Annotated in this window: 14 protein-coding genes; 12 read left to right on the forward strand and 2 right to left on the reverse strand. The window is 50.8% G+C overall.

Translation table 11 applies throughout. The features are described from left to right. Positions 1-27 precede the first annotated feature (27 nt). The 12 genes from AB1757_23090 to AB1757_23145 all read left to right on the forward strand — a co-directional run bounded on the left by AB1757_23090 (position 28) and on the right by AB1757_23145 (position 11854). Positions 28-801 carry a glucose 1-dehydrogenase gene (locus tag AB1757_23090; GenBank protein MEW6129939.1) on the forward strand — a complete coding sequence of 258 codons (774 nt, stop codon included), beginning with the start codon at positions 28-30 and terminating at the stop codon, positions 799-801. Between the two features lie 105 nt (positions 802-906). Beyond that, positions 907-1047 (forward strand): hypothetical protein, encoded by a 141-nt coding sequence (locus AB1757_23095; GenBank protein ID MEW6129940.1) that lies wholly within the window; start codon positions 907-909, stop codon positions 1045-1047. A 165-nt stretch (positions 1048-1212) separates the two neighbouring features. Continuing rightward, positions 1213-2940, forward strand: coding sequence for an L-arabinonate dehydratase (araD, locus tag AB1757_23100; GenBank protein MEW6129941.1), 1728 nt, complete (start codon positions 1213-1215; stop codon positions 2938-2940). 288 nt (positions 2941-3228) lie between these two features. Further along, positions 3229-4185 (forward strand): substrate-binding domain-containing protein, encoded by a 957-nt coding sequence (locus AB1757_23105; GenBank protein ID MEW6129942.1) that lies wholly within the window; start codon positions 3229-3231, stop codon positions 4183-4185. A gap of 79 nt (positions 4186-4264) precedes the next feature. Further along, positions 4265-4720, forward strand: a complete 456-nt coding sequence (locus AB1757_23110) for an HNH endonuclease signature motif containing protein (GenBank protein ID MEW6129943.1) — start codon at positions 4265-4267, stop codon at positions 4718-4720. Positions 4721-4809: 89 nt separating this feature from the next. Then, the gene (locus AB1757_23115; protein ID MEW6129944.1) at positions 4810-6357 is read left to right on the forward strand and encodes a sugar ABC transporter ATP-binding protein; all 1548 of its coding nucleotides are present in this window, start codon (positions 4810-4812) and stop codon (positions 6355-6357) included. Between the two features lie 52 nt (positions 6358-6409). Further along, positions 6410-7351, forward strand: a complete 942-nt coding sequence (locus tag AB1757_23120; protein MEW6129945.1) for an ABC transporter permease — start codon at positions 6410-6412, stop codon at positions 7349-7351. Positions 7352-7513: 162 nt separating this feature from the next. After that, the gene (locus tag AB1757_23125; GenBank protein ID MEW6129946.1) at positions 7514-8464 is read left to right on the forward strand and encodes a fumarylacetoacetate hydrolase family protein; all 951 of its coding nucleotides are present in this window, start codon (positions 7514-7516) and stop codon (positions 8462-8464) included. Positions 8465-8494: 30 nt separating this feature from the next. After that, entirely contained in the window at positions 8495-8668 is a 174-nt protein-coding gene (locus AB1757_23130) for a hypothetical protein (GenBank protein MEW6129947.1), read from the forward strand. Beyond that, positions 8665-9108: a PIN domain-containing protein gene (locus AB1757_23135; protein MEW6129948.1), complete on the forward strand. Its 444-nt coding sequence runs from the start codon at positions 8665-8667 to the stop codon at positions 9106-9108. Before AB1757_23130 ends, AB1757_23135 begins: the two co-directional genes overlap by 4 nt. 29 nt (positions 9109-9137) lie before the next feature. After that, positions 9138-10415, forward strand: a complete 1278-nt coding sequence (locus AB1757_23140) for a lactate racemase domain-containing protein (GenBank protein MEW6129949.1) — start codon at positions 9138-9140, stop codon at positions 10413-10415. 389 nt (positions 10416-10804) lie between these two features. Beyond that, positions 10805-11854 carry a hypothetical protein gene (locus tag AB1757_23145; GenBank protein MEW6129950.1) on the forward strand — a complete coding sequence of 350 codons (1050 nt, stop codon included), beginning with the start codon at positions 10805-10807 and terminating at the stop codon, positions 11852-11854. Positions 11855-11911: 57 nt separating this feature from the next. Here AB1757_23145 and AB1757_23150 read toward each other — a convergent pair whose 3' ends face one another. Together AB1757_23150 and AB1757_23155 are read right to left on the reverse strand one after the other, a co-directional pair. Then, positions 11912-13066 (reverse strand): ABC transporter permease, encoded by a 1155-nt coding sequence (locus AB1757_23150; protein ID MEW6129951.1) that lies wholly within the window; start codon positions 13064-13066, stop codon positions 11912-11914. Between the two features lie 39 nt (positions 13067-13105). Then, the gene (locus AB1757_23155) at positions 13106-14107 is read right to left on the reverse strand and encodes a lysylphosphatidylglycerol synthase transmembrane domain-containing protein (GenBank protein MEW6129952.1); all 1002 of its coding nucleotides are present in this window, start codon (positions 14105-14107) and stop codon (positions 13106-13108) included. Positions 14108-14217 lie beyond the last annotated feature (110 nt).

Raw genomic sequence — 14217 nt, forward strand, 5'->3', positions numbered from 1 at the left:
AACCAAAGTATGCCGTCGGAATTTATCATGCCGAGTTTTCGCCTTGACGGGCGCGTTGCGCTGGTTACGGGCGGAAGTCGTGGACTAGGGTTAGGGATGGCGCTGGCGCTTGCCCACGCCGGTGCCGATGTCGCTTTAGCGGCGCGCACCGCCAGTGAACTCGAAGCCGCTGCCGCGATGATTCAAGCAATCGGGCGGCAAACATTTTTTCTGCCCACGGACGTCAGCGATGTGACCGGCATCCAGACGATGGTGCAAATCACCGCCGCGCGTTTCGGGCGCTTGGATATATTGGTGAACGCCGCAGGCATCAACATTCGTCAACCGGTTGACGAATTTACCGAAGACGATTGGGAACAGTTAATGGCGGTTAATTTGAAGGGCGCGTTTTTTGCCGCTCAGGAAGCAGCGCGGATTATGCGCTCTCAGGGCAAAGGCAAAATCATTAATGTCGGCTCGGTGGCATTTGAAATCATCGTTCCCAATATTGCGCTCTATGCCATCAGCAAAGGCGGGATGCGACAGATGACCCGCAGCCTCGCTGTTGAACTCGCGCGCGATAACATCTGCGTGAATGCCATTGCGCCCGGCAGATTTTGGACGAAGATGACCGATGCGGTTTTTTCCGACCCCGAACTTTACGAAAGCGCGGTTGCGCCGATTCCGCTTGGTCGCCCGGGCACGGCTGCGGATTTAGCCGGAGCCACCGTTTTACTGGCTTCGGATGCCAGCGACTACATCACCGGACAGACCATCTTTGTGGATGGCGGTTGGTTGGTCAACGGCGGTGTTAAGGCATAAGTAAAAAGGCAAAAGGTAAAAGTAAAAAGGCAAATTGCGCAGGTGTGAGCGGGCGGGTCTTCTTCAATTTATAAATCACAGAAAATCTTTGGATTGAATGAGCAGATGATGAATTCCCACATGACACCGCAACGATTGCGCCATCATTTTTCAGGCGTGATGGCTTTTCCGGTCACGCTTTTTAAAAACGATTTGTCGCTTGACCTCGCGGGGATTGGCGGCGCAGACACCTACTGCTTTGATTGAGTGGAATTCAGCTAAAGGGAAATAGAAAGCTGACAAAACCAACGGAAATAACGGAACAGACGGAAACCGCGCCAGCAAAATCTGCCGGTGTCTTTGCCAATTTTCAGATGTTCCGTTTGTTGCGTGAGACTTTTGAATTAATTCAAGGCTTCATCGGAGGAATCGATGTCTTCAAAGAAAGCCCCTGAACAATTGCGCAGTCATCGCTGGTTTGGCGCGACAGACCTGCGCTCATTCGGTCATCGCGCCCGCGCCAAACAGATGGGCTATGAGGTGAACGATTTTGCGGGCAAACCGGTCATTGCCATCGTCAATACGTGGAGCGACCTGACCACCTGCCACAGCCATTTCCGCACCCGCGCCGACGAAGTCAAACGCGGTGTGTGGCAGGCGGGTGGCTTCCCGGTTGAACTCCCGGCAATGCCGGTCAACGAAACCTACATGAAGCCAAGCCCGATGATGTATCGCAATTTTCTGGCGATGGAAACCGAAGAGTTACTGCGCAGTCAACCCGTCGATGGCGTGGTGCTGATGGGCGGTTGCGATAAAACGACACCGGGATTGCTGATGGGCGCAATCAGCATGAATTTGCCCGCCATCTATTTGCCCGCAGGTCCGATGCTTCGCGGCAACTGGAACGGGCAGACGCTTGGCAGTGGCACGGATATGTGGAAATACTGGGCGGAAAAATCCGCCGGTAATATCAGTGATTGTGAATGGTCGGAAATGGAAAGCGGCATTGCGCGTTCGGCAGGTCATTGCATGACGATGGGCACGGCTTCGACGATGACCGCGATTGCCGAAGCTTTGGGCATGACGCTTCCGGGCGCTTCTTCGATTCCTGCGGTTGACGCCAGCCATCAACGTATGGCGACCGCCTGCGGACGACGCATCGTTGAAATGGTCTGGGAAGATTTGAAACCGCGCGACATTTTAACCGAAGGCGCTTTTGAAAATGCCATCACTGTTGATATGGCAATCGGCGGTTCGACCAATGCGATTATTCATTTCGTCGCTCTCGCAGGTCGCGTCGGGTTGAAATTGGAGTTAAACAAATTCGATGCCATTTCCCAACATACGCCGATGATTGCCAACCTGCGCCCGTCAGGTGAATACCTGATGGAAGATTTTTATTATGCCGGGGGACTTCGCGCCTTGATGCATGAGATTAGCGAACTCCTGAATCTTGATTGCCTGACGGTATCGGGCAAGACGATGGGCGCGAATATTGAATCCGCAAAGGTGTTCAAACCGGAAATCATTCGCCCGCTCAGTAATCCGGTTTCAGCAAAAGGCGGCACGGCGATTCTTTATGGCAACCTTGCGCCTGATGGTGCGGTAATTAAACCGACTGCTGCCGAAGCGCATTTGCTCAAACATAGCGGACGCGCCGTGGTTTTCAAAGATTATAATGACCTGGCAGCGCGGGTGAATGACGAGGATTTAACGGTTGATGAAACCTCTGTGCTGGTGTTGCAAAATGCCGGGCCGCTTGGCGGTCCCGGTATGCCGGAATGGGGAATGTTGCCGATTCCGCAAAAACTTTTGAAGAAAGGCGTGCGCGATATGGTGCGGATTTCCGATGCCCGCATGAGCGGCACCTCTTATGGGGCGTGCGTCTTGCACGTCTCGCCGGAATCCTACATCGGCGGGCCGCTGGCGTTGGTGCGCGATGGCGATGTGATAGAGATGGATGTGCCCGGTCGCCGACTGCATCTACAAGTCAGTGAGGCAGAGTTGGAAAAGCGCCGAAGCGAGTGGCGTCCGCCGCAGTTGAGGTACGCGCGCGGATTCAGCGCCCTCTACACCACGCATGTCACGCAGGCGCACCAGGGTTGTGATTTCGATTTTCTGCACGAGGGCGCGGAAACCCCGGAACCGGAGATTCATTAAAAAATTGCCTCAAATTGAAGAGGTGAAAAGGTAAGAAAATAGTTTGTTGATGCACAGACGGCTCACATTTTTAATGAATGAAGAGCAGGGTTTGATATTTGGTTGCCGATTGCACTACTGTTCGCGCTATTCTTGAAAACCGGATGAACAGCAGACTAGCGCACAGGCGACAATACGAGTTGCCGTGAGTGCTTTTTATTTTTTGCCTTGCAGGAATATTTTTGCGCGACCTGAAAGTGGATGCTTCATTGTGTGGGTTTTCAGGCTTTTTCAAGATAAAGAGGAATTATGAATAAATTTAAACTGATTGTACTTGTATTGCTGGTTTCAGTCTGTTGCTTTGCGCCCGGATGTCGTCGCGAAGCGAGCACCAAGCGGGTCATTGCAGTGATTCCGAAAGGCGTGTCGCATTTCTTCTGGCAAAGCGTTCACGCGGGCGCAGAAGCTGCCGGTAAAGAATTGAATGTAGAAATCATCTGGAAAGGTCCCGCGCAGGAGACCGATTACACAGGGCAAATCAACATGGTCGAAGACGCGATTAACCGCCGCGTCGATGGCATCGTGCTTGCCCCTTCGCATGGCGATGCTTTGGTGCCGGTGGTTGAACGCGCTCAGAAAGAAGGCATCCCCGTAACCATTTTCGATTCCGGCATCAATACCGAAAAATATCTTTCATATGTTGCCACCGATAATCGTCAAGGTGGCGTGGTCGCGGCTGAACGGCTGGCAGAAAAACTCGGCGGCAAAGGTAAAGTGGCAATCCTTGGCGTCAAAGCCGGTTCAGTTTCGACCGACGAGCGTGAACAAGGGTTTCAGGAAACCATCAAGCAGAAATATCCCGGCATTGAAATCGTCGCTTTTCAATATGGTGAAGCTGACCGCGCCAAATCGCTTGATCGCGCGACCGACATCATGACGGCGCACAGCGATTTGAACGGCTTTTTCGCCTCGAATGAATCTTCGACAGTAGGTGCCGTGCAGGCGATTAAACAGAAGGGTCTGGCAGGCAAAGTCATATTGGTGGGTTTCGATTCCAGCCCCAATTTGATTGACGATTTGAATGCCGGAGCGATTGATTCGCTGGTGTTACAAAACCCTTTCAAGATGGGTTACGAAGGCGTCAAAAGTATGGTCAATAAATTAAATGGTCAGGAACCGCCGCGCAAAATGGACACCGGCGTGAGTTTGCTTACCAAAGACAACATCAACACGCCCGAAATGCAGCAACTCCTCAAAGCGCCATAGAAAAAATGTGGTAATAGATTTTCAGCGTTCTTGCTTTGAGCTATACACAACCCAAATTCGTTGTGAGCGAGAGAACTACATGATTTTACAAGGGGAAGGAATGAAACTAGAGGACTGGTTGTATAGTGAGACGGATGATACTTGCGCCATCTGTGGGATCAGAGGGATTCAAATACTCACAAATCATCATATTGATAACAATCATTCAAATAATGTTTATGACAACACAATTGTCCTTTGCCACAACTGCCATAGCCAACATCATCAGAATAAAGGGCTAAGTCAAAAGCAGATTGAGGATCGGAAGAGACACCTGATACAAAAGACGCTAACTCAATATGGTATAAATGCAATGAAAATTGCTGGACGCAATAGTTTCGGTGTAGTGGCAATGCCTTTCCTTCTATATCATCTGGTGCAATTAGGTTATATGACAAAAGAAGAAACCCAGATGGGGTATGGGGATCAAGAAGATGCTACAGCCCGCTTTGCTATAACTGAAAGTGGTCGAACATTATTGCAGAAATGGTTTTAAAAATGTCGTCGCTCACAAAGACATCTTATAATTTGTTCGTTTAGTGATGAAGAAAATTGGGACCTCACTCTCAGAGAAAAGCTTGCTTTATGACTTCAAACGCCCCGGCGCTAGAAATGCGCCGCATTAGTAAATCATTTGCCGGGAATAGCGTGCTCGCGGAGGTCAATTTGTCTGCCGCGGCGGGCGAAGTTCACGCGCTCGTGGGCGAAAATGGCGCGGGCAAATCGACGCTCATGAAAATTCTCGCGGGCGTGCATCAACCCGATAGCGGCGAGATTCTCATCAATGGCAACGAGGCGCGAATTAACAATCCGGCGGCGGCGCTCGCCCAAGGCATTGCCATGATTTATCAGGAACTCGCGCTCGCGCCGCACCTCACCGTGGCGGAAAATATTTTTCTCGGTCGTGAGCCGCTCAGCTTTGCGCCGCTCGGCATCCTTAGTAAACGTCAATTGAATGCCAAGACCGCGGAACTGCTCGCCGAATACGGCTTTGAACTCGACCCTGAAGCGCGTGTCGAACGTCTGAGCGCCGCCGACCGCCAAATCGTTGAAATTATGCGCGCTACTTTGGAAGCCCGGCGCGTCATCGTCATGGATGAGCCGACCTCGTCGCTTACCACACGCGAAGTTGATGAATTGTTTCGCTTGATTCGCGACCTCAAAGCGCGCGGCTTGGCGATTATCTACATTTCGCATCGCCTCGAAGAACTCGAAGCTATCGCCGACCGCTTGACGATTTTGCGCGACGGGCAGGCGGTTTACACAGGCGCGTGGGGCGAGCTTTCAATGGATGACATCATACGCTTCATGGCGGGTCGTGAATTGAAAGAAATTTTTCCACCACGCGCGGCGCACATCGGGGAAGCGCGCCTCGTCATTCAGGATTTATCGCTTGCCGGAAAATTTGCGAACGTCAGCTTTGCAGCGCGTGCAGGCGAAGTCTTAGGCATTGCCGGACTCGCGGGAGCCGGTCGCACCGAACTCGTTGAAACCATTTTCGGCGCACACGCGGCAGACAGCGGCGCAATTTATTTGAATGGGGCAAAGCTTTTTGCCGGGCATCCTGAGCGCGCCGTGAATGAAGGGTTGAGTCTACTTACCGAAGACCGCAAACGCACAGGGCTTTGTCTGAATTTATCAATGGCGCATAACCTGACGCTTGCCAATGTGCGGGCGCTTATCAGGAATTGGCGGCTCAGTCGCAAACGCGAACAGGATGCCACGCGCCAGTACATCGAAAAATTGCACATTCGCCCGCCCGACCCGATGAAAACTGTGGCGCGACTGAGTGGCGGCAATCAACAGAAAGTTTTACTCGGTCGCTGGCTATTTGCCGGTTCGCAAGTCTTCCTGCTCGATGAACCAACGCGCGGCGTTGATGTGGCGGCGCGTTCGGAAATTTACCGCGCCATCAATGAACTCACGGAAGCGGGCGCGGCAGTCGTAATGGTGTCTTCGGATTTACCGGAACTCTTAGGTATGGCTGACCGCTTGTTGGTGATGCGGCGCGGACGACTGGTTGCCGAACTCGATGCCCGCAAAACGACGCAGGAAGAGGTGTTGAGGTATGCCGCTGTTGAAGATGCTAATTTCTTAGCACCCGAAGTTTCATCAGAAGGTTTAAGTCGCTAATCAACGGCAAAGCGCCGCAACCTTCGCGAATCAATTTTATTGAGAACACCATATGTCAGACTGGATTAAACGCTTTCTTCCTTTTGTCAGCCTCATCGCGCTTTGCATGGTGATTGCCGTGCTGGAACCGAAATTTGTTTCGGCTGGCAATCTTGCAGGTGTTGCGCGACAGACCGCCGTGATTACGATTATGGCAATCGGCATGACGGTGGTGATGGTATCGGGCGGCATTGACCTTTCGGTCGGTTCAATGATGGCGCTCACTGCCGTGATTGGCGCTATTGCGATGGTCGCGGGCGCGCCGGTGTTATTGGGAATTTTAGTCTGCATTGCGGCAGGCGCGATGTTCGGACTCGTGAACGGCGCGGCAGTGGCGATGCTCAAGATTCCGCCGTTCATTGTCACGCTTGGCGCGATGGGCATTTATCGTGGCATCGCTTTGCTGGTCACCGATGGCAAAGCGGTTGTCGGTCTACCAAATGATTTCGGGTATCTAGCCGAAGGCAATTTATTCGGCGTGATGCCGATTCCCTTGTTGATTGTTCTGGTGGTCGCACTTGCCATTCATTTTTTATTGAACAACACTCAGGCGGGGCGTTATTCGTATGCGATTGGCAGCAACTCGGAAGCGGCGCGTTATGCGGGGGTGCGGGTGTCGCGCTATCAAGTCATGTTCTATGTGATTTTAGGCGCGCTTGCGGGACTCGCGGGAGCGATTGAATCGGCAAGGTTAGTTACCGGGCAACCGACCGCCGGCGAAGGTTATGAATTGCGCGTCATCGCGGCGGTGGTCATTGGCGGCGGGTCGCTCAGCGGCGGACAAGGCACCGTCATCGGCACGATTATCGGGTCATTGATTATGGGTGTGCTTGCAAACGGCGCGAACCTGCTCGGCATTTCGTCATTCACCCAACAGGTAATCATCGGCGCAGTCATTGTGCTTGCCGTCACCTTTGATGAATTTCAACGCCGTCGATTGCAAACCGCGGTATAGGATACAGGATTCAGGGCAGAGGAACGCTGAAGGCAGAAGGATGAACGATGAACAGAATGCGTTATGAAGTTGTTCATCGTTCCGCGTTCCTACTTCATACTTTCCTTTCTCTGAATCCTGAATCCTGTATCCTTAACTTAATAGATTGGAGCAAAAACCTAAATGAAACTGGCATTATTTAAAGCTGATGAATCGAACCCCCAGCAAGTAGGAGTTCTTGTTGAGGAAAAATTGATTGACCTCGCGATGCTGGCGAATGCTGTGCGCGAACGCGGTGAACCGGTCGCCAACTGGCTCAGTGAAATTAAAAGTGTTTCAGAGATTATCGCGCGCGGCAGTGTGGCGCTCAGTGAAATCAACGCGCTGGTTGATAGCGCGAAGGCAAGCGACGCCTTGCAGAATGAAGGCGTCGGTTTCGCGGTGGATAGCGTGACCTTTCTGCCGCCGGTGACGCCCGCGAAAATTCTCGCCATCGGGCGCAACTACGCCGACCACGCCATTGAAGGCGGTTCGGAACCGCCCGCCGCGCCGCTCATTTTTAACAAACTGCCAAACGCGCTCAGCGCCCACAATGCGCCGATTGTCTTACCGACGATTAGTACACAAGTAGATTACGAAGCCGAGCTTGCAGTGGTCATGGGTCGCCGCGCCAAACGGGTAAGCGAAACCGAGGCGCTCAGGTTTGTTTTCGGTTACTCGTTGATTAACGATGTGAGCGCCCGCGATTTGCAATTCGGTGATGGTCAGTGGGTGCGCGGCAAAGGGCTTGATACCTTTGCGCCACTTGGCCCGTTTATTACCACCGGCGATGAAATCGAAGACGTACAGGCGCTTCATATCGAGGGGCGACTGAACGGCGAAGTGATGCAAACCTCGAATACGGCGAAGATGATTTTTAAAATCGCCTATCTGGTTTCGTATATTTCGCAGGGCATCACGCTTGAGCCGGGCGATGTGATTGCCACCGGCACACCCGAAGGCGTCGGCATCTTTCGCAAACCGCCGGTGCTGCTAAAAGCCGGTGATGTGTTTGAAGTGACGGTTGAAAAACTCGGCACCCTGCGCAATCCCGTCGTCGCCGCAGAAGATCGATGTGATTTTGATCAGGTATAAATATCAATCAATTCGTGATAGGATGCCACTATGATATCGATTGCAGAAAGAGAAGTGACCGCAGAGTCGCTGACTTACGAAGAAAGACTCGCTTTTTTCGAGGAGTGGCAGAAAAACCTTCTGGCTCCGAAAAACGAACCGGTTTCGGATGAAGCTTTGAAACGCGAATCACTTTACGAAGAGAGAATTAATCGGCAGCGATGACCTACCTCGTTGATACGAATATTTTGGTGCGGCTTGTTGACATACAAAGCTCACAGCACCAAGCGACCTCAGATGCGATCAAGCTCCTCCTTACAAAAAAGCAAGACCTTTACATTATCTATGAAAGTTTGATTGAGTTTTGGGTGGTGGCGACGCGGGATAAGAACGATAACGGTTTGGGACTTTCAACTGATGCCGCCGACAAAGAAATCTTCAATCTCCTGAAGGTTTTTTTGCTGTTGCCTGATGCATCCCTATTTGCTGAGTGGCGAGCTTTGGTTAATGCCAATCATATCTCCGGCTACAAAGCTTATGACACCCGGTTGGTTGCAGCGATGAACCTTCATTCAATTGATGCGTTGTTGACCTTCAATGATGCTGATTTTAAGTATTATGGAATTCGGGTTGAAACCCCGACCGAAGTTTTGGCAAAACCATAATCACGAAATGGTAATCGTGGAGTCTGAAAATGCTGATTGGCAAAGCCAGCGAAAATGATTTTCTTGCGGTTGCTGAAATCAGAGAACTCATGGCGACGGCGCTTGAAGCGCTGCCGCTTGATGGTAAGCGTGTGCTCATCATCATTCCCGATAGAACCCGCACCGCGCCGATTCCCTTGATGTTTCGTCTCTTTTTTGAACTGCTCAACCGGCGCGTTAAACGCCTCGATTACCTCATCGCGCTTGGCACTCACCAACCCCTGAACGAAACTGCCATCAATCAACTGATTGGCGTCTCTGCCGAAGAGCGCGCCGGGCTTTATCGCGGTGTTGAGGTGTTCAATCATCATTGGGAAAAGCCTGAGACTTTCGTGAGCCTCGGACAAATTCCGGCTCAGGAGATTGCCGAACTCACTGATGGATTAATGCATCAAGCGGTTGATGTGCGATTGAATCGGTTGATTTTAGATTATGACCAACTGATGATTTGCGGGCCGACTTTTCCGCATGAAGTCGTAGGCTTTTCCGGCGGCAATAAATATTTCTTTCCCGGCATTGGCGGCGCCGAGGTGATTAACTTTTCGCACTGGCTTGGGGCAATGATTACCAGTTATTCAATCATCGGCACCAAATCAACGCCGGTGCGCCGCGTCATTGACCGCGCTGCGGCGCTGATTGATAAACCGAAACTCTGTTTTTCAATGGTGGTCAAAAACCAAGGTTTAGCAGGGCTTTTCATCGGTTCGCCCGAAACGGCTTACTCGGCGGCGGCTGACCTCTCATGCCGTTTGCATGTTCGTTATGTTGAAAAACCGTTCACGCGGGTGCTTTCGGTGATGCCTGAGATGTACGAAGATTTGTGGACAGCCGCCAAAGGCATGTACAAACTGGAGCCGGTCGTAGCCGATGGCGGCGAAATCATTATTTATGCGCCGCACATCAAGGAAATCAGTTACACACACGGCACACTCATTGATGAAATCGGCTATCACACACGCGACTATTTTCAAAAACAGTGGGACAGATTCAAACATTATCCGGGCGGTGTGCTTGCCCACAGCACACACCTGCGCGGACTTGGAAGCTATGATGCGATGACCGGAATTGAAATGCCACGCCTACAGGTGACGCTTGCGACACAAATTTCCGAAGCGCGCTGCCGACAGGTTAATTTAGCTTATTTAAATCCCAATCAAATCAAGCTTGATGAATGGCGCGACCGCGAGGGTGAAGGCATTTTATTTGTCGCGAAAGCCGGCGAGTTGTTATATCGCCTGCAAGCGGACGCCGCGCCGGTTGCAGGATAAAGCGGTCGATTTTTTGAGAGCCATCCATTAGTTTGTCAAAAAAGCCGATTGTGAAATAATGATGCGATGTTTTGCCAGCCTCACCCCTTAACCCAAAATTTAATTCATTCTTGGCGCAGATGAAATTGGAATTCCTGCTAAAACGACAGACACGCTTTATCTCATCAGGAAGACTCTGAAATTTTTACGACATGGATTTCCGCCGGTTGCCACTAATCAGCAACGGCGAAAAAAATGCCGTCTGAAATTTTCTTGCGGGTCTGGCTTTTAATTTAGAGAATTGGCAGTCGCTGTTATGCAGGGATTCAAATTAGAGACCGACAGGTCTTTGAGGATTGATGAGATTGCTTGTAGAATCCGTGCGCTCAAGATCGACAATGGAGGAATAAATGTTCAAAAGAAGAGAAACGCAGGCGTTTTTAACCATGCTGTTTTTGATAATCACCACGACTTTTTCAACCAATAGTTTTGCAGCTTTCGCCGGACAAAAAAACAAAGCCAGTAAAGCGGCAAAAAAAGAAGCCAAAAATATTTTGGAAAAAGATAAAAAAACTGTCGCCCCCGCAACCACCGGCAAACCGGCGCTTTTTGAAGAGCGCGGCGATATTGCGGCGCTTGACCTTTATCATGGCATAGGCAGCGAAGAGAATGCGCCCCAAGCGCCGTTCACTTTTGAAAAGGAAGATACTTCGGGAACCAATCCGAAAGTCAAAGTCACCGATGCCAACGGCGTCAAATGGAATGTCAAATTTGCCGAAGAGGTGCACGCGGAAATCGCTTGCAGCCGCATCGTCTGGGCGTGTGGTTACATGGTTGAAGAGAGTTATTTCATAGCTTCAGGACAAATCAAAGGCGCGAAAGATTTGGGACGCGCCAAACCATATATTGGCAAAGATGGCTCATTCAGCAATGCGATGTTTGAAAAACGCGCAACCAATGTTGCGCGGCGCAACAAGCCCTGGTCGTGGTTATCGAATCCGTTCAGCAACACCAGGGAATTTTCGGGATTGTTGATACTCGTCATGTTATTAAACAACTGGGATACCAAAGATTCCAATAACGAAGTGCTGGGAATGTATGATGCCGATGGCGCCACGGTGCGCGAGTGGTACATTATGTCGGACTGGGGCGCTTCGTTGGGCAAAAGCGGTTCCGTATTCAAGCACAATAAATGGGATTTGAAAGATTATTCAAAACACAAATTTATTGAGAAGGTCGGCAAGAAAAAAATCGATTTTACCTATGGCGGCGTGATGTCAGGCGTCTTGGAAAAGATGCCGATAGATCATGTCAAATGGTTTGCCGGGATTATCGGGCAACTTTCCGAAAAACAGTTGCAGGAGGCGTTCAAAGCCGCTGGCGCAAGCGATGATGAAGTCACAGGATTTGCGGGCGCTGTGAAAAAACGCATTGATGAACTGACGGCTGCCGTGAACTAGATTGCCGGGATAGCCGAATTATAAAAGAGGCAAGAGGTCACTGACCTCTTGCCTCTTTTATTCGTAACTAAGCGCCTTTACCGGGTCTTGATTGGCGGCGCGAATCGCCGGATACAGCGCGCCCAGACAACCTGCCACCAGCCCGATGATGAAGGTGTAGACAAACCATGAGGGCTGCAATTCGACGCGCACCGATGACAGGCGTTGAATCAGCATTGAACCGAGAAGCGATAACCCAAAACCTGTGAGCACGCCCATCAAACTGATGAGCAACGCCTCTTTTTCAATCTCTCCGGCAATCCAGCCTTTCGAGGCGCCGAGGCTTTTCAACACGCCGATTTGCCGCGTGCGTTCAATAACTGTGGTGTACATCGCAAGCAGGATGACCAGTGAACTGATGACGATGGCAAGCCCGATGACGACGCGCAAAAAAGTTTGCAGCGCAGGTGTGCCGCGCGCATATAAAATCGGCAAATCGCGTGTGAGTTGAATGTCGCCGTCAGGGAATTGCGCTTTGATTTGCTGAGCGATAGCTTCCTGTTGGTTCGGGTCTTTGACTTTGATAAGCACCTGCGAACACAGTCCCGGACGGTTGAGATAGGCTTGCAAAGTCGAGAGCGGGATTTTGATGCGCGCAAACGATTCGGGTTCATAAACACCGACGACGCGAAATTTTCTATCGAGTAACTCAATCTCATCACCGAGTTTGAGTTTTCGTTCGCGTTGCAGGACGCGGTCAACGATGACTTCATCGCTGCTGGTAAACGGTCTGCCCTCGACGACGCGCATGCCCGAAACCCGCGTGTAAGATTCGTATTCGATGCCGTTGATGCTGCGATTATCTTTGTTGAGTTGCCCGAGTGGCACAACTTCGGCGACGCCTTCGATTTGACGAATCTGTTCCAGAACATCCTGTTTGATTTGCAACATCGGCGAGAGATTTAAAATACCGCCCGGCGGAAAGTAAATGATTTCAGCGGTGACTGCGGAATTGCGCCGCCCCTGCTCATTCAAAAAACCGTTGACGATGCCGACGGTGAGCACCACGAGGGCGACGCCAAGCGCCACGCCTGCCATAGTGGTGAGCGTTCTTGTCTTGCGATAGAAAAGATTCGATAAAACCAGATTATCCATAAAGAATGTAGGATTGTAGAGATTCGCTTCGTGTACAGCAATGCGAAATCCGCTATGAAAAATATAAAAACCACTCACGCGCTCAATGGCGCATTGCCGTGGCAGGCAATGCGCCACTTACGGTTGCCGCTCATGAGGTTTGTCTTTAAAAGTCATCAAGCCGATGATTGCCAACCCGTACCCGACCCACACAAAAGCGCGAATTTTGCGAATGATGGCAAGCGCCACGCCTGCGCCCGCCGTCATACCGAGCAGACCGAGCACATAAGCATTACCGCTTTCATAGACGCCTGCGCGGGTCGGCACGAAAAAGAAGACGAAGTTGATTAGTTTAGTAATCGTTTCAATGGCAAAACTCGCAAGCACCGTGGCTGGCAGTTCCATAAATTGCAAAATTAAATAAACTTCAACCACATTGACCAGGTGCGCAAATAAATTGAGCGCCAGAATCAGGTAAAACGCTCCCATCCGCTGTTCATAAAATTCATAAATGTTGGTTTCAACCTCGCGGGTTTTGACCGTCACTGAAGCGAAATTTCTTCTTGTGAGTTTGGCAATCCACGTCAACATACGCGCCAGAATGTAACCGCGACGGCGCACTGAAAACCAGGTGAGCAAGCCAATCACCACCATTGAACCGGTCGTTATGATGCCGGTAATTTTGATGGCGCGCGGCATTTCAGTGAGCCAGGCAAACAATGGCAATCCCGACAACATAAACATAAACACCGAGAGGTAATAAATCATGTTTTCGATGGCGATGGATGACACGCCCTTAACCATCGGAATTTGCCGGCGCACCATTGCGGCTTTCGCCGGTTCACTCAAAAACGGTCCCGTGGCGGTTAAATATTTGATGGCTTCACCGGCAAGCATGACATTCGTCAGGCTAAAAAAATTCACCTGCCGGTGCAGGGGGTCAATGGCATAATAAAGTGAAGCCGCCCGCGCATAGTTTCGTATAGCCGAAAGCGCGATGATAACCACAAAGCCCCAGCCCATCATTTGTAAATAATGCGCCAGGGTGTCGAGTCCGGTTTGCCGGATGAGATAGACAAACAGCACAAGTCCCGCAATGAGAAAAACGATTTGCAATCGTTTGAAGAAATTCTTTTTCATCAGTCGTGAAATAAATTTGAGTGACGCCTGGTCTGTTACGCGAATGAATAAGCCCGGATGCTTAGAATTTTACTCTGCAATGTTCGGTAAGGCGAGGTGAAATAAATTGG

Source organism: Acidobacteriota bacterium, assembly GCA_040754075.1.
Lineage (GTDB): Bacteria > Acidobacteriota > Blastocatellia > UBA7656 > UBA7656 > JBFMDH01.